Source organism: Hydrogenophaga sp. NFH-34, assembly GCF_021401345.1.
In the GTDB taxonomy this organism is placed as follows: domain Bacteria; phylum Pseudomonadota; class Gammaproteobacteria; order Burkholderiales; family Burkholderiaceae_C; genus Hydrogenophaga; species Hydrogenophaga electricum.
The window spans coordinates 65,147-86,358 of record NZ_JACBGE010000023.1 but is presented as its reverse complement, the minus strand read 5'-3'; the positions used below and the strand labels follow the sequence as shown (position 1 = coordinate 86,358).

General features: G+C 66.8%; 21 protein-coding genes and 2 riboswitches. Of the genes, 7 read left to right on the top strand and 14 right to left on the bottom strand.

Annotated features, from left to right (window positions below; all coding sequences use genetic code 11):
* Nucleotides 1-162: 162 nt before the first annotated feature.
* Nucleotides 163-855, top strand: coding sequence for a transglutaminase-like domain-containing protein (locus tag L0977_RS19950; RefSeq protein ID WP_234266619.1), 693 nt, complete (start codon nt 163-165; stop codon nt 853-855).
* A 21-nt stretch (nt 856-876) separates the two neighbouring features.
* Here L0977_RS19950 and L0977_RS19945 read toward each other — a convergent pair whose 3' ends face one another.
* The 3 genes from L0977_RS19945 to metX form a co-directional block, all read right to left on the bottom strand.
* On the bottom strand, nt 877-1,452 hold the full coding sequence (locus L0977_RS19945; protein WP_234266618.1) for a TMEM165/GDT1 family protein: 576 nt from the start codon (nt 1,450-1,452) through the stop codon (nt 877-879).
* A 5-nt stretch (nt 1,453-1,457) separates the two neighbouring features.
* A riboswitch (yybP-ykoY riboswitch) is annotated at nt 1,458-1,642 on the bottom strand.
* Nucleotides 1,643-1,678: 36 nt separating this feature from the next.
* Nucleotides 1,679-2,260 (bottom strand): methionine biosynthesis protein MetW, encoded by a 582-nt coding sequence (gene metW / locus L0977_RS19940; RefSeq protein ID WP_234266617.1) that lies wholly within the window; start codon nt 2,258-2,260, stop codon nt 1,679-1,681.
* The gene (gene metX, locus L0977_RS19935; RefSeq protein WP_234266616.1) at nt 2,257-3,462 is read right to left on the bottom strand and encodes a homoserine O-succinyltransferase MetX; all 1,206 of its coding nucleotides are present in this window, start codon (nt 3,460-3,462) and stop codon (nt 2,257-2,259) included. The genes metW and metX overlap by 4 nt, the downstream gene beginning before the upstream one ends.
* Nucleotides 3,463-3,509: 47 nt before the next feature.
* A riboswitch (SAM riboswitch) is annotated at nt 3,510-3,585 on the bottom strand.
* Between the two features lie 267 nt (nt 3,586-3,852).
* Between metX and L0977_RS19930 the strand changes: the two genes are divergently transcribed.
* The gene (locus L0977_RS19930; protein ID WP_234266615.1) at nt 3,853-4,248 is read left to right on the top strand and encodes an RNA recognition motif domain-containing protein; all 396 of its coding nucleotides are present in this window, start codon (nt 3,853-3,855) and stop codon (nt 4,246-4,248) included.
* Between the two features lie 111 nt (nt 4,249-4,359).
* On the opposite strand, the gene L0977_RS19925 is transcribed toward L0977_RS19930, so the two are convergent.
* The 4 genes from L0977_RS19925 to L0977_RS19910 are packed head-to-tail and all read right to left on the bottom strand — an operon-like array spanning nt 4,360 to nt 7,415.
* On the bottom strand, nt 4,360-5,181 hold the full coding sequence (locus tag L0977_RS19925; RefSeq protein ID WP_234266614.1) for an SDR family oxidoreductase: 822 nt from the start codon (nt 5,179-5,181) through the stop codon (nt 4,360-4,362).
* Nucleotides 5,156-5,815: an LPS export ABC transporter periplasmic protein LptC gene (gene lptC / locus L0977_RS19920; RefSeq protein ID WP_234266613.1), complete on the bottom strand. Its 660-nt coding sequence runs from the start codon at nt 5,813-5,815 to the stop codon at nt 5,156-5,158. Before lptC ends, L0977_RS19925 begins: the two co-directional genes overlap by 26 nt.
* Nucleotides 5,812-6,378, bottom strand: coding sequence for a KdsC family phosphatase (locus L0977_RS19915; RefSeq protein WP_234266612.1), 567 nt, complete (start codon nt 6,376-6,378; stop codon nt 5,812-5,814). Before L0977_RS19915 ends, lptC begins: the two co-directional genes overlap by 4 nt.
* Nucleotides 6,379-6,416: 38 nt before the next feature.
* A complete protein-coding gene (locus L0977_RS19910) occupies nt 6,417-7,415 on the bottom strand; it encodes a KpsF/GutQ family sugar-phosphate isomerase (RefSeq protein WP_234266611.1) in 999 nt (332 codons plus the stop codon).
* 61 nt (nt 7,416-7,476) lie between these two features.
* Here L0977_RS19910 and L0977_RS19905 point away from each other — a divergent pair, with 61 nt between their 5' ends.
* Both L0977_RS19905 and L0977_RS19900 read left to right on the top strand, forming a co-directional pair.
* Nucleotides 7,477-9,462, top strand: coding sequence for a monovalent cation:proton antiporter family protein (locus L0977_RS19905; RefSeq protein WP_234266610.1), 1,986 nt, complete (start codon nt 7,477-7,479; stop codon nt 9,460-9,462).
* Between the two features lie 57 nt (nt 9,463-9,519).
* Nucleotides 9,520-10,065: an adenine phosphoribosyltransferase gene (locus L0977_RS19900; protein WP_234266609.1), complete on the top strand. Its 546-nt coding sequence runs from the start codon at nt 9,520-9,522 to the stop codon at nt 10,063-10,065.
* A 32-nt stretch (nt 10,066-10,097) separates the two neighbouring features.
* Here the strand turns inward: L0977_RS19900 and L0977_RS19895 are convergent, their stop codons facing one another.
* The 7 genes from L0977_RS19895 to rpmH form a co-directional block, all read right to left on the bottom strand.
* Nucleotides 10,098-10,769, bottom strand: a complete 672-nt coding sequence (locus L0977_RS19895; RefSeq protein WP_234266608.1) for a hypothetical protein — start codon at nt 10,767-10,769, stop codon at nt 10,098-10,100.
* An 81-nt stretch (nt 10,770-10,850) separates the two neighbouring features.
* Nucleotides 10,851-11,342 (bottom strand): Crp/Fnr family transcriptional regulator, encoded by a 492-nt coding sequence (locus L0977_RS19890; RefSeq protein ID WP_234266607.1) that lies wholly within the window; start codon nt 11,340-11,342, stop codon nt 10,851-10,853.
* A gap of 103 nt (nt 11,343-11,445) precedes the next feature.
* Nucleotides 11,446-12,867 carry a tRNA uridine-5-carboxymethylaminomethyl(34) synthesis GTPase MnmE gene (gene mnmE / locus L0977_RS19885; protein ID WP_234266606.1) on the bottom strand — a complete coding sequence of 474 codons (1,422 nt, stop codon included), beginning with the start codon at nt 12,865-12,867 and terminating at the stop codon, nt 11,446-11,448.
* A gap of 157 nt (nt 12,868-13,024) precedes the next feature.
* Nucleotides 13,025-14,722: a membrane protein insertase YidC gene (gene yidC / locus L0977_RS19880; protein WP_234266605.1), complete on the bottom strand. Its 1,698-nt coding sequence runs from the start codon at nt 14,720-14,722 to the stop codon at nt 13,025-13,027.
* Nucleotides 14,719-15,009, bottom strand: coding sequence for a membrane protein insertion efficiency factor YidD (gene yidD, locus L0977_RS19875; RefSeq protein ID WP_234266604.1), 291 nt, complete (start codon nt 15,007-15,009; stop codon nt 14,719-14,721). The genes yidC and yidD overlap by 4 nt, the downstream gene beginning before the upstream one ends.
* Nucleotides 14,999-15,418, bottom strand: a complete 420-nt coding sequence (locus tag L0977_RS19870) for a ribonuclease P protein component (RefSeq protein ID WP_234266603.1) — start codon at nt 15,416-15,418, stop codon at nt 14,999-15,001. Before L0977_RS19870 ends, yidD begins: the two co-directional genes overlap by 11 nt.
* 85 nt (nt 15,419-15,503) lie before the next feature.
* Nucleotides 15,504-15,638, bottom strand: a complete 135-nt coding sequence (gene rpmH / locus L0977_RS19865; protein WP_234266602.1) for a 50S ribosomal protein L34 — start codon at nt 15,636-15,638, stop codon at nt 15,504-15,506.
* Nucleotides 15,639-15,897: 259 nt separating this feature from the next.
* Between rpmH and dnaA the strand changes: the two genes are divergently transcribed.
* From dnaA to gyrB, 3 genes are all read left to right on the top strand, one after another.
* Nucleotides 15,898-17,286, top strand: coding sequence for a chromosomal replication initiator protein DnaA (gene dnaA, locus L0977_RS19860; protein WP_234266601.1), 1,389 nt, complete (start codon nt 15,898-15,900; stop codon nt 17,284-17,286).
* Nucleotides 17,287-17,387: 101 nt separating this feature from the next.
* Nucleotides 17,388-18,494, top strand: a complete 1,107-nt coding sequence (dnaN, locus tag L0977_RS19855; RefSeq protein ID WP_234266600.1) for a DNA polymerase III subunit beta — start codon at nt 17,388-17,390, stop codon at nt 18,492-18,494.
* Nucleotides 18,495-18,575: 81 nt separating this feature from the next.
* Nucleotides 18,576-21,212, top strand: a complete 2,637-nt coding sequence (gyrB, locus tag L0977_RS19850; protein WP_234266599.1) for a DNA topoisomerase (ATP-hydrolyzing) subunit B — start codon at nt 18,576-18,578, stop codon at nt 21,210-21,212.

Genomic DNA, 21,212 nt, shown 5'->3' with positions numbered 1-21,212 from the left:
CAAAACTACCGGGAGTAAAGCCCCGACTACATCACCGTCTGTCGAAAATTCACTGATTTGCGCCAGATCAAGCCCCTGACTGAAAGGCTTAAGTGACCTCTTAAGAGTTCACCGTCGCCCAGGCGTCTTTTGCGGCCCGGCGCCTGCTGATAAGGTGGTGCCATGAGCCCGACGCTTTTGCCCCCCGAAGCCGCCCGCTGCCTCGGCCCCACCGCCGCCATCGACAGCGATCACCCCGCCGTCATCGCGTTTTCCCGTACCCATGCACAGGGGAGCACCGACAGAGAGCGGGCGATCGCCCTGTACCGGGCCGTGCGCGACGGCCTGCGCTACGACCCGTACCGCATCGACCTCAGCCCCGAAGGCCTGAGGGCCAGCACCGCGCTGACCCAGGGCCATGGCTGGTGCGTGCCCAAGGCGGTGGCGCTGGCGGCGGTGGCCCGGGCTGCCGGCCTGCCGGCCCGGCTGGGTTTTGCCGACGTGCGCAACCACCTGTCGACCGAAAAGCTGCGCCAGACCATGCAGACCGATGTGTTCATCTGGCATGGCTACACCGAGCTGTGGATCGACGGCGCCTGGCGCAAGGCGACACCGGCGTTCAATCTGTCGCTGTGCGAAAAGTTCGGCCTGCTGCCGCTGGAGTTCGACGGCGTGAACGATTCGCTCTACCACCCGTTCGACCGTGCCGGCCAGCAGCACATGGAATATGTGAACCAGCGCGGCGCCTTCGACGATCTGCCACGGGACGCCATCGTGGCCGACTTTGTGGCCGTCTATCCCGGCCTGCTGGCGGCCGGTCAGGCACCGGCCGGCGACTTCGCCGCCGATGCGGTGCGCGAGCAGGGCGGCGCGTAAACAGGCCGCCTGCCCGCAGCCTCAGAAGAAGCGGTCGATGCCCAGCAGGGTCAACACCCCCAGCACGGCAAAAATGCCGGCCGAAATGCTGTGCACCAGCTTCATCGAGACCCCACGCGCAATGCGATCGCCCAGGTAGATCGCCGGCACGTTGGCCAGCATCATGCCCAGGGTGGTCCCGGCCACCACCGCGAAGAAGTCGGTGTAACGCGCCGCCAGCGCCACGGTGGCGATCTGGGTCTTGTCGCCCATTTCGGCCAGGAAAAAGGCCAGCACGGTGGTGCCGAACACGCCCAGTCGCAGGGACTTGGCATCGGCATCGTCTTCATCGATCTTGTCGGGAATCAGCATCCAGATCGCCATGGCCAGGAACGAGCCGCCGATGATCCAGCGCATCCATTGCGGACCGATGGCCTCGGCCACCCATTGGCCGACAGCGCCGGCCATGGCATGGTTGGCCAGGGTGGCCACGAAGATGCCGAGCATGATGGGAAGGGGTTTGCGGAAACGGGCCGCGAGCAGCATGGCCAGCAACTGGGTCTTATCGCCCATTTCGCCCAAGGCGACAATGCCGGTGGAAACGAGAAAAGCTTCCAAGGTGGGGACTCCAGGGCCAGAAAACACAAAGACCACAACGCGCTCCCGGCCCAACCGGAGGCGTTGTGGTCAAAGGTCTTGCCAGGCTTGGAGCTGCCTGCGCCATGGCCGTGGGGACCAAGTGTGTTGACGCAAGCTCCTGCGGCCCGTAGCGGGCTCGTCAGGTCGGCTACTCCCCAATGACGGGTAGGCGGCGATTCTAGCCGACCCGCGGGCGAATGGGTGGTCAGTTTTTCAGCTTGAACACGGCCGTGCTGGCCAGCAGGTTGGGCAGGCTGCGCACTTCCCGCCCCTCATGCAGCCCGAAACTGTCTTCGACGCTCAGACCGCAACTGCGCGCCAGCACCTCGAAATCGGCGTAGGTCCCGACACGGATATTGGGGGTGTCGTACCACTGGAACGGCAGCCGCTTGGTCACCGGCATGCGTCCCTGCAACACCGCCACCCGGTTCGGCCAGTGGGCAAAGTTCGGGAACGCCACGATACCGATCCGGCCCACGCGCGCGGTCTCCCGCAACATGGTTTCGGCGTTGCGCAGATGCTGCAGGGTGTCGATCTGCAGCACCACGTCGAAAGCGTCGTCCCCGAACATGGTCAGCCCGGCTTCCAGGTTGAGCTGCAGCACGCTGACACCGCGGCGCAGACAGGCCTGTACCTTGGTGTCGTCGATTTCGACGCCATAGCCCGTGCACTGCCGGGTGTCGCGGAGGTGGGCCATGAGGGCACCGTCGCCGCAGCCCAGGTCCAGCACGCGCGAGCCGGGCGGCACCAGGCGGGCAATCGATTCGATCATCTGGTGTTCGCTCATGCCGCCCTCCGGCTCGGGGCACCCACGGTGTGCTCGAAGTAGGCCCGCACGGCCGCGTGGTAGCGAGGGTCGTCGAGCAAAAAGGCGTCGTGCCCGTGAGGCGCGTCGATTTCGGCGTAGCTGACCTCCCGGCGGTTGTCCAGCAGCGCCTTGACCATCTCGCGCGAGCGCGCCGGCGAAAACCGCCAGTCGGTGGTGAAGCTCACCAGCAGGAATTTGGCCGTCGCGCGCGCCAGCGCCGCGCTGAGCTGGCCGTCGTAGGCGCGCGCCGGATCGAAATAGTCCAGCGCCCGCGTGATCAGCAGATAGGTGTTGGCGTCGAAATACTCGCTGAACTTGTCGCCCTGGTAGCGCAGGTAACTCTCGATCTGGAACTCGACATCCTGCGTCGAATAGCGATAGCCCCACGGTCCTGTGGCGGGTGGCTCCCCGCCGGCCAGGGCATCGGCCAGATCCGCCGGCTTGAGCGAACGGCCGAATTTCTCGTTCATCACGTCGTCGCTCAGGTAGGTGATGTGGCCGATCATGCGGGCGATGCGCAGGCCTCGGCGCGGCAGGGTGCCATGCCGCAGATAGTGCCCCCCGTGAAAGTCCGGGTCGGTCACAATGGCACGGCGGGCAACCTCGTTGAAGGCAATGTTCTCGGCGGTGAGGTTGGGAGCGCTGGCCACCACCACCGCGTGCCGCACCCGCTCGGGGTACTGCAGCGTCCAGCTCAGGGTCTGCATGCCCCCCAGGCTCCCCCCCATCACCGCCGCCAGGGTGTGGATGCCCAGGGCATCCAGCAGCCGCGCCTGCGCGTCGACCCAGTCCTCCACCGTCACCACGGGAAAGTCGGCGCCCCAGGGCTGCCCGGTGGCCGGATTGGTGTGGGTCGGCCCGGTCGAGCCAAAACACGAGCCGATGTTGTTGACGCCGATGACGAACCACCGGTCGGTATCCACCGCCTTGCCCGGCCCGATCATGTTGTGCCACCAGCCTTCGCTGCGCGGCAGGGGCTGGCCCTGGGCGTCGGCGTGAAACCCCGCAACGTGGTGGCTGGCGTTGAGGGCGTGGCAGATCAGCACGGCGTTGGACTTGTCGGCATTGAGCGTGCCGTAGGTTTCCACCACCAGCTCGTAGGCCGGCAGCACCGCGCCACTGCGCAGCGGCAAGGGCTGGTCGAACCGAAAGGTTTGGGGTGTGACGATCACGTGGCGCATCCCCGTCGTGCGGGGCCCAGAAAAACAAAAACCCGGCTCCACCAAGAGGCAGACCGGGCATCCCCCCTTTAGCGGCATTTCTATAGCGCCCGCAATCCGGAACAAATCGGCGCTGAAAACACAGTATATAAGGCTTGCACGCCATGCGCACCTGCACCAAAGCTGGGCAATGGGCCCGGAATTGTTGTGATAACACGTCGAACAGGAGGCCGGGCCTTGACGGACCTTGAAAAAATTGTTCCTGTTCGAACAATCTTGGGCCCATAATGATCTAGGCGTGCGCCAAGAGGCGGCGCCCAGTTAAGTGATCGGGCGGTTTCGCGTGCTACAGGTTTATGTGCTGACGGGGCTCCATCGCTATTTCTTTCAGTGTTCTTAGGAGTCCCATAGATGGGCAACAAACTGTACGTCGGCAACCTGCCTTACACCGTACGCGACGAAGATCTGCACAAAGCCTTTTCGGACTTTGGCAATGTCAACAGCGCCAAGGTCATGATGGAGCGCGATACCGGCCGCTCCAAGGGTTTTGGTTTCGTCGAAATGGGCAGCGATGCAGAAGCACAGTCGGCGATCGAAGGCATGAATGGCCAGTCGCTGGGCGGCCGCAGCCTGGTGGTCAACGAAGCCCGTCCGATGGAGCCGCGCCCGCCCCGTACCGGTGGCGGTGGTTTCGGCGGCGGCCGTCGTGAAGGCGGTTTCGGCGGCGGCGGCCAGGATGGTGGCTTCCGCAGCCCCTACGGTGGCGGTGGCCGCCGTGATGGCGGTGGCGGTCGCGGCGGCTACTGAGCCCCCACCCCCCCAGAGTCTGATCCGGCGCACCGCGCCGGATCGCCTCGCGAAGCCCCCAGGCATGCCCGGGGGCTTTTTTGTTGGGGCGCGGTTGCTGGCGCTGGCGGCTCAGCCCGGGGTGGTCTGGTCCTGTCCGGCCCGGTGTTTGCGGGGCCGGCCGGCCAGCAGGCGGTCGAACACCGCATTGGGCAAGCCCCTCAGCAGCTTGGCCACCACCCCCATCTGCCAGGGAATGACGCGGTAGCTGGCGCCCGCCGCAATCGCGGTCATGGCGCGTTCGGCGAAGGCCTCGGCCGTCATCAGAAACGGCATGGGATAGCGGTTTTCGCGGGTCAGCGGCGTGTCCACATACCCCGGCAGCAGCGTCACCACCGCCACACCGGTCCCTCGCAGCTCCCCGCGCAGGCTTTCGCAATAGGCCACCACCGCCGCCTTGCTCGCGCAATAGGCTCCGTGCCCGGGCAGTCCCCGGATCGCGGCCACGCTGGCAATGCCGACGAGGCGGCCACGGCCCCGTTCGCGCATGGGAGCGACAAAAGGATGAAACGTGGCCGCCATGCCCAGGTTGTTGACCGCCAGGGTGCGTTCCATCACCACCAGGTCTTCAGCGATCGCCGTGTCCATGCCGACGCTGATGCCGGCATTGGCGATCACCACCTCGGGCACGCCCTGGTCCGCCAGACAGGCCCGGCCGGCCGCGACGATGCTGGCGGTGTCGGCCACGTCCGCTGGGTAGACCCGGCAGCGGGTGGCGTCCAGGCCTTGTCGGGCCGCCCAGGCGGCCATGTCGTCGGCCCGGCGCGCGACCAGCGCCAGCCGCCAGCCCGCACGGGCGTAGCGCGCCGCCAGGGCTTGGCCGATGCCGCTGGACGCGCCGGTGATGAACACCAGCGGTGGCAGGGCGTCAGGGACGGGGAGCGAACTGGACACGCACGGCCCCTTCCATGTCGGCCACGCGCTGGTCACCGTCGAAGTCCAGGCGCTGCGAAACCAGTTGATCCTGCCCCCGGATGAGCAGCACAGGGCGGTCCGACGAGAGGTGATCGGGCTTGAGGGTCACGCGCAGGTAGTCGCCATGAAACTCCATGCGCGGGATCACCGAACCGTCGTCGGCCCGACCCGCCTGGCGCACCACCACGGCGTCCTTTTCGAGGATGAAGACGTCACCGGCCGCGTTGGCGGTGATCTGCTGGGCGGTGGCGGTCGTCAACTGACGCCGGTCGTTGAAGGCGCGGATGCGGGCCTGGTCGATCACGGTGTTGCCGGTGTCGGGATGGTGTCGGGCCTCGGTACCGAACACTTCGGAACGCAGCGAGCCGTCGGCGTTGAAGTTGCGGACCGAAAACCCCTGCATGAAGTTGTCGGGCTCGCTGCTGATCGCGCGCGGGGCCGGTGGCGCTACAGGCTCGGGCGTGGCCTGCAGCAGCAGGAACGAGGCCAGCGCCAGCAACAGCATCAGCAGCGCCGGAATGTAGAGCGAGAGCTTGTCCCAGACAAGAAACGGCAGGCGGCGCAGCAGAGGAGCGCCGTCGTGCGAGGGCAGGGGCAGGTTCGTGGTGCTCATTGCGAGGCGCTTTCCAGTTCGCGGGCGTACACGCCCTGGGCCACCAGCAGCAGGTCGCACAGTTCGCGCGCCGCGCCGGCCCCCGGCAGGCTGCGGGTCACGATCTGGGCCACGGCCTGCACCTCGGCATGGGCGGTGGGCGGGCAGCAGGCCAGAGCGGCCCGGCGCAGCACCGGCAGGTCGGGCCAGTCGTCCCCCATGGCCGCCGCCTGCGACCAGTCCAGCCCCAGCTCGGCCAGGATGGCCTCGGCCGCCGGGCGTTTGTCTTCAGTGCCGAAGCGGGTGTGGGTCACACCCAGGGCGGTCAGCCGCGCGCGCAGCGCGGGCGAGTCGCGCCCGCTGACCACGGCTGGCGTGATCCCGGCGCGCTGCAGCAATTTGATGCCGTGGCCGTCGAGGGTGTGGAAGCGTTTGAGGGTTTCGCCCGCTTCGCTGAAATAGAGGCCGCCGTCGGTGAGCACGCCGTCCACGTCGAAGAACACCACCCTCACCGGCTGCGCACGCAACAGCAGTTCAGGCGAAAAGTTCAGCGTGGGACGCAAGGACGGCAAGGGCACAGACATCCGGCAATGCTAACGCGAGTGCGGCGGCCGTCGCCGCCTCAGATCACCTTGGCCCGCATGAGGTCGTTGCTGTTGAGGGCGCCGATCAGCCGGCCGGCGCCGTCCACCACCAGCACGCTGGTGATGCGGTGCGCCTCCATGAGGTCGGCCGCCTCCACCGCCAGCGCATCGGCCCGCACAGTGCGGGGGTCCGGACGCATCACGTCCCGCGCCGTCAACGCGCGCAGGTCGGTGCTGTGGCCGGTCTTTTCGATCAGACGGCGCAGATCGCCGTCGGTGAAGATGCCCTGCACGCGGCCATCGGCGTCGACAACGGCACTCATGCCCAGACCTTTGACACTGATCTCGCGCATGAGGGCCATCAGCGGCGTGTCGGGCAACACCTGGGGCAGATGTTCGCCAATGCGCATGATGTCGCTGACCAGGGTGAGCAGCTTGCGGCCCAACGCGCCGCCGGGGTGCGAGCGCGCAAAGTCCTCGGCACGAAAGCCCCGTGCGTCGAGCAGCGCCACGGCCAGCGCGTCGCCCAGGGCGAGCTGGGCGGTGGTGCTCGTGGTCGGCGCCAGGTTGTGCGGGCAGGCTTCCCGGGCCACGGAGGTGTCGAGCACGACGTCCGCGTGCCGCCCCAGCGTCGAGGCGGTGCGCCCGGTGAAAGCGATCAATGGCACGCCCATGCGTTTGATCAGCGGCAGGATGGCGGTGAGTTCATCGCTGTCGCCGCTGTTGCTGATGGCGAGCACCACGTCGGCCGCGGTGATCATGCCCAGGTCGCCATGGCTGGCTTCGGCCGGGTGCACAAACATGGCCGGCGTGCCGGTGGACGCCAGCGTGGCCGCGATCTTGCGCCCGACATGCCCGCTTTTGCCCATGCCCGTGACCACCGCCCGGCCGGTGCAGGCCATGAGCAGGCCCACCGCCTGCACGAAGCGGTCGTCGAGCCGGCCGGCCAGCGCCTGCACGGCCTCGGCCTCCATGACCAGGGTCTCGCGGGCCATCTCCAGCGCCCGCGCCGGATCGAAAGAAATGGGTGAATGCATGCCGGGATTATCCCGTCCGGCGCGCGCCGGCGGGGAACCCTGGCGCCCCATAATCGGCGGCATGAATTCGCTGGACCTCACGCTTCTGTACCTGCTGGCCGCGGTGCTGGGCGTGGTGGCCTGCCGTTCGCTCAAGCTCCCGCCCATGCTCGGCTACCTGACCGTGGGGGTGCTGATCGGCCCCCATGCGCTGGCGCTGGCCCAGCAGTCGGCCGGCATCCGGCATCTGGCGGAGTTCGGCGTGGTGTTCCTGATGTTTGTCATCGGGCTGGAGTTTTCGCTGCCCAAGCTCCGAGCCATGAAGCGCCTGGTGTTCGGCCTGGGCCTGTCGCAGGTGGTGTTCACCGTGCTGATCACCACCGCCGGCTCGCTGACCCTGGGTCTGCTGCTGCCGCACTGGTGGAAGCTGTCGTGGCAGATGGCGCTGGCGCTGGGCGGCATCATGGCCATGAGCAGCACCGCCATCGTGGTCAAGCTCATGGCCGAGCGGCTGGAACTCGACACCGAACACGGCAAGCGGGTGATGGGCATCCTGCTGTTCCAAGACCTAGCGGTGGTGCCCCTGCTGGTGCTGATTCCCGCCCTGGGCTCCGACCCGGACGACCTGCTGCGCGCCCTTGGCCTGGCCCTGCTCAAGGCCACGGTGCTGCTGACCGTGCTGCTCACCGGTGGCCAGCGTGTGATGCGCTGGTGGCTCACGCTCGTGGCCCGGCGCAAGAGCGACGAGCTGTTCATGCTCAACCTGCTGCTGATCACGCTGGGCCTGGCGTGGCTGACCGAGCACGCGGGCCTGTCGCTGGCGCTGGGTGCGTTCGTGGCGGGCATGCTGATTTCCGAGACCGAATACAAGCACCAGGTGGAGACCGACATCCGCCCCTTCCACGACGTGCTGCTGGGCCTGTTCTTCATCACCATCGGCATGATGCTCGACTGGCGCCTGGTGCTCGAACGCTGGCCCCTGGTGCTGGTGCTGCTGGCGCTCTCGATGGGCTTCAAGGTGGCGGTGATCGCCGGCCTCACCCGGGCCTTTGGTGCGCCGGCGGGCGTCGCGCTGCGCACCGGTCTGTACCTGTGCCAGGCCGGCGAATTCGGCCTCGTGCTGCTGTCGCTGGCGGGCCGCCACCAGTTGGTGCCGCCAGCGCTGTTCAACCCCATCCTGGCCTCGATGGTGCTGTCGATGCTGACCACGCCATTTGTCATCCTGTACGCCAACGCCGTGGTGACCCGCCTGGCCGGCAGCGACTGGCTCATGCAGTCGGTGCAGATGACCCGCATCGCCCGGCAGGCGATCAATGCCGACCAACACGTGATCATCTGCGGCTACGGGCGCTGCGGCCAGAACCTGGCCCGGCTGCTGGAGGCCGAACGCATTCCCTACATGGCACTGGACCTCGACCCCGACCGCGTGCGTCAGGCGGCCGCGGCAGGCCATTCGGTCGTGTTCGGCGATGCCGCCCGGCTGCAAGCGCTGATGGCTGCCGGCCTGCACCGCGCCAGCGCGGTCGCCATCACCTACCTCGACACGCCCAGCGCGCTCAAGGTGCTGCACCACACCCAGGAGCACGCGCCCCAGGTGCCGGTGGTGGTGCGCACGGTCGACGACCGGGACCATGCTCGCCTCACCGAAGCCGGTGCCGCCGAAGTGGTGCCCGAAGCCATCGAAGCCAGTCTCATGCTGGCCAGCCATGCGCTGGCGCTGGTCGGCGTGCCGATGCGGCGCGTGATCCGGGTGGTGCAGGACCAGCGCGATGCCCGCTACAACCTGCTGCGTGGCTACTTCCATGGCGCCGACGACGACACGCCGGACGACGCCGACCAGGAGCGCCTGGCCTCGATCACGCTGCCCATGGCCAGCCGCCATGCCGGCAAACCCCTGGCCGGGCTGGCCCTGGAAGCCCTGGGCGTGCGCGTGGCCGGTCTGCGCCGGGCCAATGGCCGCACCGTGGGCGCACACGCCGACGCGGTGCTGGAAAGCGGCGACACCCTCGTGCTCAGCGGCCGGGCACCGGCACTGGCGCTGGCCGAAGACAAGCTGCTGGCCGGGTGAGCATCGCCCCGCTGCCGCCCACAGCCCCGGACGGTGCCCTCAGCGGATAATCCGCCCATGGACACCACCGCCTTCCTCCGCGCCCACATCCGCACCGTGCCCGACTGGCCCGCGCCGGGCGTGCAGTTCCGCGACATCACCCCCCTGCTGCAGAACCCCCAGGTTTTTCGCGTGCTGATCGACGCCTTTGTGCACCGCTACATGGCGCCCGAATTCCGCCCCAGCGTGGTGGCCGGCCTGGATGCCCGCGGTTTCATCATCGGCTCCGTGCTTGCCTACGAACTCGGCGTGGGCTTCGTGCCCATCCGCAAGAAGGGCAAGCTGCCGTTCACCACGGTCGAAGAAACCTACGAACTGGAATACGGCAGCGCCACCGTGGAGCTGCACACCGATGCCGTGCAACCGGGTGACCGCGTGGTGCTGATCGACGACCTGATCGCCACCGGCGGCACCATGATGGCCGGCCGGCGGCTGCTGGAAAAGCTGGGCGCCCACGTCATGGAAGGCGCCGCCATCGTCGACCTGCCCGAACTCGGCGGTTCGCAGAAGCTGCTGGCGTCGGGCCTGCCGCTGTTCACCCTGGTGGATTTCGCCGGCCACTGAGAACGGGCACAGAGCCGGCGGCGACCGGCCCCCTAGAGCTTGCCGTACTGGGTTTCGCTCAGCGCCGTGAAGTCGCTGTGCGATTCGGGCGGGTGCGGGGGCAGATCGGACTCGCCAGCGCCCTTGGTGCGCAGGACCGGGCCTGCACTCTGCAGCGCCTGGCGGAACGCCGTCACCTCGTCGCTGCCCACCGGCTGCACACGGCCCGCCGGGTGTTCGAGTTGCGGCAGCGGAATCGCCGTTTCGTGGTGGGCGATGACCTCGCGTCGAGCCTGCGCCACCACCGCCGCACGCAAAGCCATGCCCTGCTGGTCGTGTGCCGGCTTGCGGCGCCAGTAGACCCCGCGGACGCCCATGCCGTGGCGGGATTCGGCGCTCAGCGTGATCCAGCGCTCGATCTCCAGCAGGTACTCGTCGGGCATGGCCTCGGCCGGCAGGGCGAGGTCGACCAGCACGATGAAACCGTCACCGTTCGCGTCCAGCGTGAGCACCTTGAATTCATAGCTCGAAGACAGCACGCCCCCCCGGATCATGGACTCGCGCACCACCGAAAACAGCTGCTCACGGCGCAGGATGCGGCGGCCCCGGCGGGGAGAGACCAAGGGCAGCGTGGTGTCATTGACGCCTTTGCGTCCCCGCAGACGGCCGCCTTTGCGAGCAGCGGCGGCGGGTTTTTTGGCTTGGAGCCAGTTCAGCAGAAACATGATGGGTGCGCCAACGAGGTTTTTCGTCTTATATCGGCAGATGCCGCGCCCCATTGAACCGCTCGACCCGACAATTCGACCTCAGGTCACCGCGACGCGTTTGGGGCGGTTGTACAGGCGCCGCGCAAGCACGGCCGACATGGCCATGGACAGATCCAGCGCGATCTCCGGGTGGCGTGTGCCCAGTTCGCGAAAGCGCAGCGGCGTCAGGCACCAGAGCCGACAGGGGACACTGGCATTCACCGTGGCCGAGCGGGGCAGATGGCTGAAAAACGCCCCCTCCCCCAGCACCGAACCTGCGCCCACAATGGCCATGCGCACGCGCTCGCGGTGGTCTTCGTAGTGCACGGTGAGGCTGCCACTTTCGACGAAATACACCGTGCGCTCCTTGACGCCCTGCTCGATCAGCACCTGCCCGCCCTCCAGGCCCATGGACTGCACGTAGTCGCCCAAAGTCAGCCACTGCACCTCGGACAGGTTCAGGGGCAAGGCATCGAGCGCGCCGCTGCTGCGCACGGCCTGAGCCAGTGCCAGGATGTCGGCGCGCGCTGCGGGGCGCAACAGGGTGTTCATGCGCCACACGGTAAGGCCGACAGACCCACCGGTGCAAGAGGTCCTTACCGCCGCTTACACCTGCGCTCCCGGCGGCACACCGCAGCACGGCATGCGGGCACGGTCACTTGCCGATGCAGAAGCGCGAAAAAATCTCACCCAGCAGGTCGTCCGCGCTGAACTCGCCGGTGATCTCGCCCAGCGCCTGCTGGGCCAGGCGCAGCTCTTCGGCCAGCAGATCGAGGTGTTCGGCCTGCGCCGCCAGCCAGTCACTGGCCGCGTCGAGGTGGGCGCGCACCCGATGCAGTGCCTGCAGGTGGCGCTCGCGCGCCATGAACAGGCCATCGCCCGCGTGCTGCCACCCAGCCAGTTGCAGCAGGCGCTGGCGCAAGGCTTCCAGGCCTTCGCCCTGCTTCGCCGACAGCGCCAGCCCGCCATCGGCACCTGCCTGCGCCAGCAGCGGCCGGGCACCGGGCGCGCACTGGTCGAGTTTGTTCCAGACGTGCAGCACCGTCACGTTTGCGGGCAGCCCGGCCGCGATGCCGACGTCGGCAGCCTGGTAGGCCGGCTGGTCGCAGCGGCTGAGATCGTGCAGGAACAGCACCGCGTCGGCCCGGCCGATCTGGTCCCAGGCGCGCGCGATGCCGATACGCTCGACCTCGTCCACCTCTGGACTGTCGCGCAGGCCGGCGGTATCGATCACGTGCAGGGGCACGCCTTCGATCTGGATGGTCTGCTGCACCACGTCGCGGGTGGTGCCCGCGATGGGCGTGACGATGGCCAGCTCGGCACCCGCCAGCGCATTGAGCAGCGAGCTCTTGCCTGCGTTGGGTTGCCCGGCAATCACCACCTGAAGCCCGTCGCGCAACAGCGCGCCCTGGCGCGCCTCGTTCAGCACCGCCGCCAGCTGTGTACGCAGCCGTCCGAGCTGGCCCGCCGCGTCGGCCTTTTGCAGAAAATCGATTTCCTCTTCGGGAAAATCCAGCGTCGCCTCCACCAGCATGCGCAGGTGGATGAGCGCGTCGCGCAGCGTGTGGATGCGTTCGGAAAACACCCCCGCCAGCGAACGGCTCGCGCTGCGGGCCGCCGCTTCGGTGCTGGCGTCGATGAGGTCGGCCACGGCCTCGGCCTGGGCCAGATCGAGCTTGTCGTTGAGAAAAGCGCGTTCGGTGAACTCGCCCGCCCGCGCCGGGCGCAGGCCGCGCAGCAGCGGCTGGCCATCGGCGTCAAGGCTCTGTGCCACCTGCAGGCAACGCGCCAGCAGCAGTTGCAGCACCACCGGCCCGCCGTGGCCCTGCAGTTCCAGCACGTCTTCGCCGGTGTAGGAGTGCGGCCCGGGAAACCAGAGGGCCAGGCCATGGTCGATGGGCTGGCCCGCCGCATCGGGGAACGGCAGGTAGGTCGCTTCGCGCGCCCGGGGTGCGCGCCCGATCAGCGCCCGCACAAAAGCCATCAGCCCCTGGCCCGACACCCGCACGATACCCACCGCCCCACGCCCGGGTGCGGTGGCGATGGCAACGATGGGATCGCGCGAGGCGGCAAGCATGGTCGGATTCTGCGGCAGAGGGTTTCAGAAACAGCAAGGGCCTGCCAAAGCAGGCCCAGCCGAGCGAAGTGTCCCTGTCCAGGATGCCGCGGAACCGGCTTTGCCGGGCCGCCAGCATCGTCCCCCTGGGGGGAGGCCGCGACAGCGGCGCAGGGGGTTACTTCTTGAACAGCTCGAACGGGTTGGTGATCTTCAGCGGCACGCCCAGCTTGTTGTTGATGTAGGCCTGCTGTGTGATGGTCAGGATGTTGTTCGTGATCCAGTACAGCACCAGGCCGGCCGGGAAGAAGAAGAACATCACCGAGAACACCAGCGGCATCAGCCACATCAGCTTGGCTTGCATCGGGTCCGGCGGCAGCGGATTCAGCGCGGTCTGCACCAGGGTGGTGATGGCCATCACCACCGGCAGCACGAAGAACGGGTCCTTGGTCGAGAGGTCGGTGATCCAGCCGATCCAGGGCGCGTTGCGCATTTCCACCGACGACAGCAGCACCCAGTACAGGGCAATGAACACGGGGATCTGGATCAGGATCGGGAAGCAGCCACCCAGCGGGTTGACCTTTTCCTCCCGGTACATCTTCATCATTTCCTGCTGCATGGCCTGCGGGTTGTTCTTCAGGCGCTCACGCATTTCCATGATGCGGGGGTTGATCGCCTTCATCTTGGCCATGGAGCGGTAGGCGCTGGCATTGAGCCAGTAGAAGGCGGCCTTGATCAGCACCACCAGCAGCACGATGGACCAGCCCCAGTTGCCCACGAAACCGTGGATCTTCTCCAGCAGCCAGTACAGCGGCTTGGCCAGGATGGTCAGCCAGCCGTAGTCCTTGACCAGTTCGAGGCCGGGCGCGATCTTCTCCAGCACCTTTTCTTCCTGGGGGCCGACGAACAGCCCGGCGTCCAGCTTCAGGCTCTGACCCGGTTCGACCGCCGCCAGCGTGGTGATGGCGCCGACCGCGTAAAGGCTGTTGTCCACCTTGCGCACGAAGTTTTCGCGCGCCACTCCATTGCCCAGCAGCCAGGCTGAGGCGAAGTAATGCTGCACCATGGCGACGTAGCCACTGGTGGCGCTCTTTTCGAAATCGGCCTTGTTGTCATCGATCTTCTTGAACTCGACCTTCTGGTACTTCTGGGTCTCGGTGTAGACCGCCGGCCCGGTGAAGGTGGAATAGAAGGGGGTTTCGCTTTCGGCCTTGCGCCCGTCGCGAACGAGCTGCACGTACAGCTGCGGCGTGACCGCTGCGGCGCCGGCGTTGATCACCTCGTGGCTCACGCCGATTTCGTAGCTGCCGCGCCGCAGGGTGTAGGTCTTGACCAGCTTGACGCCCCCCACCTCGGCCGACTCGAACTTCACGGTCAGCGTGTCCTGGCCATCGACCAGCGTGGTCGGCCCCGGCACCAGGGTCATCGGCGTCTTGTGGTTGGGGAACGCGCCACCGATCAGGCCACTCTGCGCCACATACGTGTGGTTGGCGTCCTGGGTCAGCAACTGGAAGGGCGCGGTGCCCAGTTGGCCGCTGGCGTGCTTGAGCAGGGTGGCGCCGACGAGCGAGCCACCTTCGCTGTTGAAGGTGAGCTTGAACACATCGGTGCTGACCTCGTGGCTGACCGTCACCGGCGCCGGCGCGTCGGCTGGCGCCTGGGCCGACGTGCCCACGCCGGCAGCACCGCTGGCCGCCGGCAGGCTGGCATCGGCGGCGGCAGCGGCCGGTGCGGCCCCCGCATCCTTGGGCGCCGACACGGACGCCGAAGGGAAGAAGGTCGGCTGCCGCCCGTTGTGGATCTGCCACTTGTCCCAGATCAGGACCATCGAGAAACCAAAGACCACCCAGAGGATGGAACGGCGGATGTCGTTCATGACGGGATCTTCTTTTCTTCAGGAGAAGCCGCCACCAGGCGGCTGAACAGGCGGGGCGGACGCTCCGGCACCGGATCGTGGCCGCCATCGCACCAGGGATGGCAGCGGCCGATGCGTCGCAGCATCAGGTAGGTACCCGCCAGGGCCCCATGGCGCTCCAGAGCGCCGATGGCGTACACCGAACAGGTGGGTTCGAACCGGCAATCATTGCCGATCCAGGGGCTCAGAAGCAAGCGATAGGCCTTGACCAGCCCAACCAGCGCGCGGCGGGGCCAATCAGCCAGCATGGGGCACCTCGGGCGCGGTCGGCGCAGGAACGGCCGGGCGCGCGACACGACCCAGCAGTTGCTGCAACTCGGCGCGCACCGCACGCTTGAGCAGATCCGACGAGGCGCTGACGAACTGGTCGCGGCTGAACGTGGCGCGCAGACGCACCACCAGCGCGGCCTGCGGCAGGCCGGCAGTGTGTCGAGCCACTTCGTAGATCTGGCGGCGGATGGCGTTGCGCGTCACCGCGCGGCGCGCCCAGCGCTTGGGCAGCATCACCCCCAACCAGGTGTCGGCTGCCGGAAACAGCAGCCGACCATCCCGCTGGCCGTCGAGGGCCGCGCGGTGCAAGGCAAAGTGGAGCGTTTTGGCCACCGGAGGGCCTGCCAGTGTGGCCTGGAACTGCGGCTTCGACCGAATGCGCTGCATCAGTCCACCGGCCGAAGCACCCGCGTGCAGAGCACCGGCCCAGCAGTCATGCGGGTCCGGCACCTTTCTGGCCTCGGTCCTGACCTCAGACGGCCAGGCGCTTGCGGCCCTTGGCGCGGCGAGCGTTGATGACCGCGCGGCCACCGCGGGTCTTCATGCGCACCAGGAACCCGTGGGTGCGGGCGCGCTTGGTCTTCGACGGCTGGTAAGTACGTTTCATTGCCATGGCAGTGCAGGCCCGGGCAGTGCCAGGGCGTCTCAAGTTAGAGGAAAACCCGCAATTATCGCCAGAAATGGGGTGTTCCGGCAAGTCACCCCCGCTCAACGGGGTTTCCGACCCGGGCACGGAGGGGTTCTCCACATCGGCCGCACGGTGTGGATAAGTCCCCTTGGCAACGTACAATCCCGGACCCGCCCCGAGCCATTTGTCCACAAGAGCGCGTTTTTCTCCCGTTTGCATGATCGAGGGCCTCTCCCCCATGACCACCGACAGCGAAGCCCCTTCGCTGTGGCAAGCCTGTGTCGACCTTCTGGCACAGGAAATCCCGCAGCAGCAGTTCAACACCTGGATCCGCCCACTCGCCGCGCAGGTGTCGGACGACGGCGGCAAGCTGACGCTGCAAGTCGCCAACCGCTTCAAAATGGACTGGGTCCGCGCCCAGTACGCAGCCCGCATCACGGCCTTGCTGGAGGCCGTACAGGGCCGCCCCGTTGTTTTGGAGTTGGCACTCGCTCCGCGTGAAGCCCCCGTCCGTACAAGCCCTGCTCCGCGCACGATGCAAGACCAGGTGCTGTCCGAACTGCCCGACGTGGCGACACCGGTGGAAGCCGCAGTGCCGGCGCCCAACCGCTCGCGCCTGAACCCACAGCTGACCTTCACCACGCTGGTGGAAGGCTCGGCCAACCGCATGGCCCGCGCGGCCGCGATGCACGTGGCCGGCTCGCCGGGCCAGCTGTACAACCCGCTGTTCATCTACGGCGGCGTGGGCCTGGGCAAGACCCACCTGGTCCACGCCATCGGCAACCAGATGCTGGCCGACAAGCCGCAGGCCAAGGTTCTGTACATCCACGCCGAGCAGTTCGTGACGGATGTGGTCAAGTCGTACCAGCGCAAGACTTTCGACGAGTTCAAGCAGCGCTACCACTCGCTGGATCTGCTGCTGATCGATGACGTGCAGTTCATCGCCGGCAAGGAGCGCACGCAGGAGGAATTTTTCAACGCCTTCGAAGCGCTGCTGGCCAAGAAGAGCCACATCGTGATGACCTCGGACACCTACCCCAAGGGTCTGACCGACATCCACGAACGCCTCGTGTCGCGCTTCGATTCGGGGCTGGCGGTGGCCATCGAGCCGCCCGAGCTGGAAATGCGCGTGGCCATCCTGATCAACAAGGCCGCCGCCGAGGGCGCCGAAATGCCTGAGGAAGTCGCGTTCTTCGTGGCCAAGAATGTGCGCTCCAACGTGCGCGAGCTCGAAGGCGCGCTGCGCAAGATCCTGGCCTACTCGCGCTTCAACCAGAAGGACGTGTCGATCCAGCTCGCCCGCGACGCGCTCAAGGACCTGCTGTCGATCCAGAACCGGCAGATCAGCGTCGAGAACATCCAGAAGACGGTGGCCGATTACTACAAGATCAAGGTCGCCGACATGTATTCCAAGAAGCGGCCGGCCAGCATTGCCCGCCCGCGCCAGATTGCCATGTTCCTCGCCAAGGAACTCACCCAGAAAAGCCTGCCCGAGATCGGCGAACTGTTCGGCGGCCGCGACCACACCACCGTGCTGCACGCGGTGCGCAAGATCGCGGCGGAACGGCAGAAGGTCAGCGAACTGAACCAGCAGTTGCATGTGCTGGAGCAGACGCTCAAGGGCTGATTTCCCGGCCCCGGAACGGCGCGGCGGCGCCCTCCGGGAACGGCCATGCAAAATGGTGAAAATAGCGTGATTCGGTATTGGTCCCAGAGCGAAAGAGCAACATGATCGTTTTCAAGTCGACCCAGGACAAGGTTTTGGCCGCCCTGCAGTCCGTGGCGGGCATCGTCGAACGCCGCCACACCCTGCCGATCCTGGCCAACGTGCTGCTGCGCAAGACCGGCCCGACCTTGCAGCTGACCACCAGCGACCTGGAAATCCAGATCCGCACCACCGCCGAACTCGGCGGTGACGACGGCAGCTTCGCCACCACGCTGGGCGCGCGCAAGCTGATCGACATCCTGCGCACCATGCCCGCCGACCAGACCGTGAGCCTGGAAAACACCGGCGGCAAGCTGGTGCTCAAGGGCGGCAAGAGCCGCTTCACGCTGCAGAGCCTGCCGGCCGAGGATTTCCCGCTGGTGCAGGAGTCGGCCAGCTTCGGCCCCGCCTTCAGCGTGCCGCAGAAGGCGCTCAAGAGCCTGCTGAGCCAGGTCTCGTTCGCGATGGCGGTGCACGACATCCGCTACTACCTCAACGGCATCCTGTTCGTGGCCGAAGGCAAGAAGCTCAGCCTGGTGGCCACCGACGGCCACCGCCTGGCCTTCGCCAGCGCCGAACTGGAAGTGGAAGTGCCCAAGCAGGAAGTGATCCTGCCGCGCAAGACGGTGCTGGAACTGCAGCGCCTGCTGTCCGACAAGGACGGCGCCATCGAACTGCAGTTCGCGGCCAACCAGGCCAAGTTCAGCTTCGACGGCATGGAGTTCGTCACCAAGCTGGTCGAGGGCAAGTTCCCGGACTACAACCGCGTCATTCCCAAGAACCACAAGAACATCGTCACGCTGGGCCGTCAGCCGCTGCTGGCCAGCCTGCAGCGCACCGCCATCATGACGAGCGAAAAGTTCAAGGGCGTGCGCCTGAATGTCGAGCCGGGCACGCTGCGCGTGGCGTCGAGCAACGCCGAGCAGGAAGAAGCGGTCGACGAACTCGACATCGACTACGGCGGCGACGCCATCGAAATCGGCTTCAACGTCACCTACCTGATCGACGCGCTGCAGAACATGGGCCAGGAAATGGTCCGCATCGAACTGCAGGACGGCAACAGCTCCGCGCTGGTGACCAACCCCGACGACAACGCGTTCAAGTACGTCGTGATGCCAATGCGCATTTGACGCGTTCACCACCGCAGTCACCTTGCATGCCAACCCGCTGACCAGCGGGTTTGGTGTTTCTAGAAGTCAGAGAAATTCACCATGTCCGAAGCCAACAAGCCCGCCGATTCCGGAAAAGACACCGTCCACACCGGTGAAGCGGGCGCCGACAGCTCCAATTTCCAGCCCAAGATCGACGCCCACCAGGCCGGCGCGAGCGAGGGTTATGGCGAAGGCGCGATCCAGATCCTGGAAGGCCTGGAAGCGGTGCGCAAGCGCCCGGGCATGTACATCGGCGACACCTCCGACGGCACCGGCCTGCACCACCTGGTGTTCGAAGTCGTGGACAACTCCATCGACGAGGCGCTGGCCGGCCACTGCGACGACATCGTCGTCACCATCCACACCGACAACTCGATCAGCGTGACCGACAACGGCCGCGGCATCCCCACCGGCGTGAAGATGGACGACAAGCACGAGCCCAAGCGCTCGGCCGCCGAAATCGCGCTGACCGAATTGCACGCGGGCGGCAAGTTCAACCAGAACAGCTACAAGGTCTCGGGTGGCCTGCACGGCGTGGGCGTGTCGTGTGTGAACGCGCTGTCCGTGTGGCTGCGCCTGACGGTGCGCCGCGAAGGCCAGGTGCACCAGATCGAGTTCGCGCGCGGCTTTGTGCAGAACCGCATCGTCGAGATGAAGGACGGTGTCGAAGTCTCGCCGATGAAGGTGGTGGGCCAGACCGAGAAGCGCGGTACCGAGGTGCACTTCCTGCCCGACACCGAGATCTTCAAAGAGAACAACGACTTCCACTACGAGATCCTGGCCAAACGCCTGCGCGAACTCTCGTTCCTGAACAACGGCGTGCGCATCCGCCTCAAGGACGAGCGCAGCGGCAAGGAAGACGACTTCTCCGGCGCCGGTGGCGTCAAGGGCTTCGTGGAGTTCATCAACAAGGGCAAGCAGGTGCTGCACCCCAACTGCTTCCACGCGCTGGGCGACCGCACCAGCGACCAGGGCACCAACATCGGTGTCGAGGTCGCCATGCAGTGGAACAGCGGCTACAACGAGCAGGTGCTCTGCTTCACCAACAACATCCCGCAGCGCGACGGCGGCACCCACCTGACCGGCCTGCGCGCGGCGATGACCCGCGTCATCAACAAGTACATCGAAGAAAACGACTTCGCCAAGAAGGCCAAGGTCGAAGTGAGCGGCGACGACATGCGCGAAGGCCTGTGCTGCGTGCTGTCGGTCAAGGTGCCCGAGCCCAAGTTCTCCAGCCAGACCAAGGACAAGCTGGTCAGCTCCGAAGTGCGCGGCCCGGTGGAAGACGTGGTGGCCCGCCTGCTGACCGACTACCTGCAGGAAAAGCCGAACGACGCCAAGATCATCTGCGGCAAGATCGTGGAGGCCGCCCGCGCCCGCGAAGCCGCGCGCAAGGCGCGCGAAATGACGCGCCGCAAGGGCGTGCTCGACGGCATGGGCCTGCCCGGCAAACTGGCCGACTGCCAGGAAAAAGACCCGGCGCTGTGCGAGATCTACATCGTGGAGGGCGACTCCGCCGGGGGCTCCGCCAAGCAGGGCCGCGACCGCAAGTTCCAGGCGATCCTGCCGCTGCGCGGCAAGATCCTGAACGTGGAAAAAGCACGCTACGAGAAACTGCTGTCGTCCAACGAGATCCTCACCCTCATCACCGCGCTGGGCACCGGCATCGGCAAGGCCGGCGGTGGCGAAGGCGGCCACGGTAGCGGTGAAGGCAAGGACGACTTCGACGTCGCCAAGCTGCGCTACCACCGCATCATCATCATGACCGACGCCGACGTCGACGGCGCGCACATCCGCACCCTGCTGCTGACCTTCTTCTACCGCCAGATGCCCGAGCTGGTCGAGCGCGGCCACATCTACATCGCGCAACCGCCGCTGTACAAGGTCAAGAACGGCAAGGAAGAGCTGTACCTGAAGGACGCGCCCGCGCTGGACCAGTTCCTGCTGCGCATCGCCCTGAACGGCGCCAAGGTGCAGACCGGGGGCGCCACCAGCACCACGCTCGACGGCGACACGCTGGCTGAACTGGCGCGCAAGCACCAGGCCGCCGAGCGCGTGATCGACCGCCTCTCCAACTTCATGGATGCCGAGGCCCTGCGCGCGATTGCCGATGGTGTGGTCGTCAAGCTCGACACGGTGGAAGAAGCCGAAGCCAGCGCTGCCGCCATGCAGGCCAAACTGGCCGAACTGAGCACCACCGGCGTACCGCCCGAAGTGGCCGGCGAATTCGACGCGCGCAGCGACAAACCCATCCTGCGCATCAGCCGCCGCCACCACGGCAACATCAAGAGCAGCATCCTTACGCAGGACTTCGTGCACGGCGCCGACTACGCCGCCCTGGCCACCGCAGCCGACACCTTCCGCGGCCTGCTGGGCGAAGGCGCCAAGGTGCAGCGCGGCGAAGGCGACAAGCAGAAGGAAGAAAAGGTGAGCGACTTTCGCCAGGCCATGCAATGGCTGATCGGCGAAGCCGAACGCACCACCGCCCGCCAGCGCTACAAGGGCCTGGGCGAAATGAACCCCGAGCAGCTGTGGGAAACCACCATGGACCCGGCCGTGCGCCGCCTGCTGCGCGTGCAGATCGACGACGCGATCGAGGCGGACCGCGTGTTCACGATGCTGATGGGGGACGAGGTGGAGCCGCGGCGGGACTTTATCGAGACCAACGCGTTGCGGGCGGGCAACATCGACGTTTGA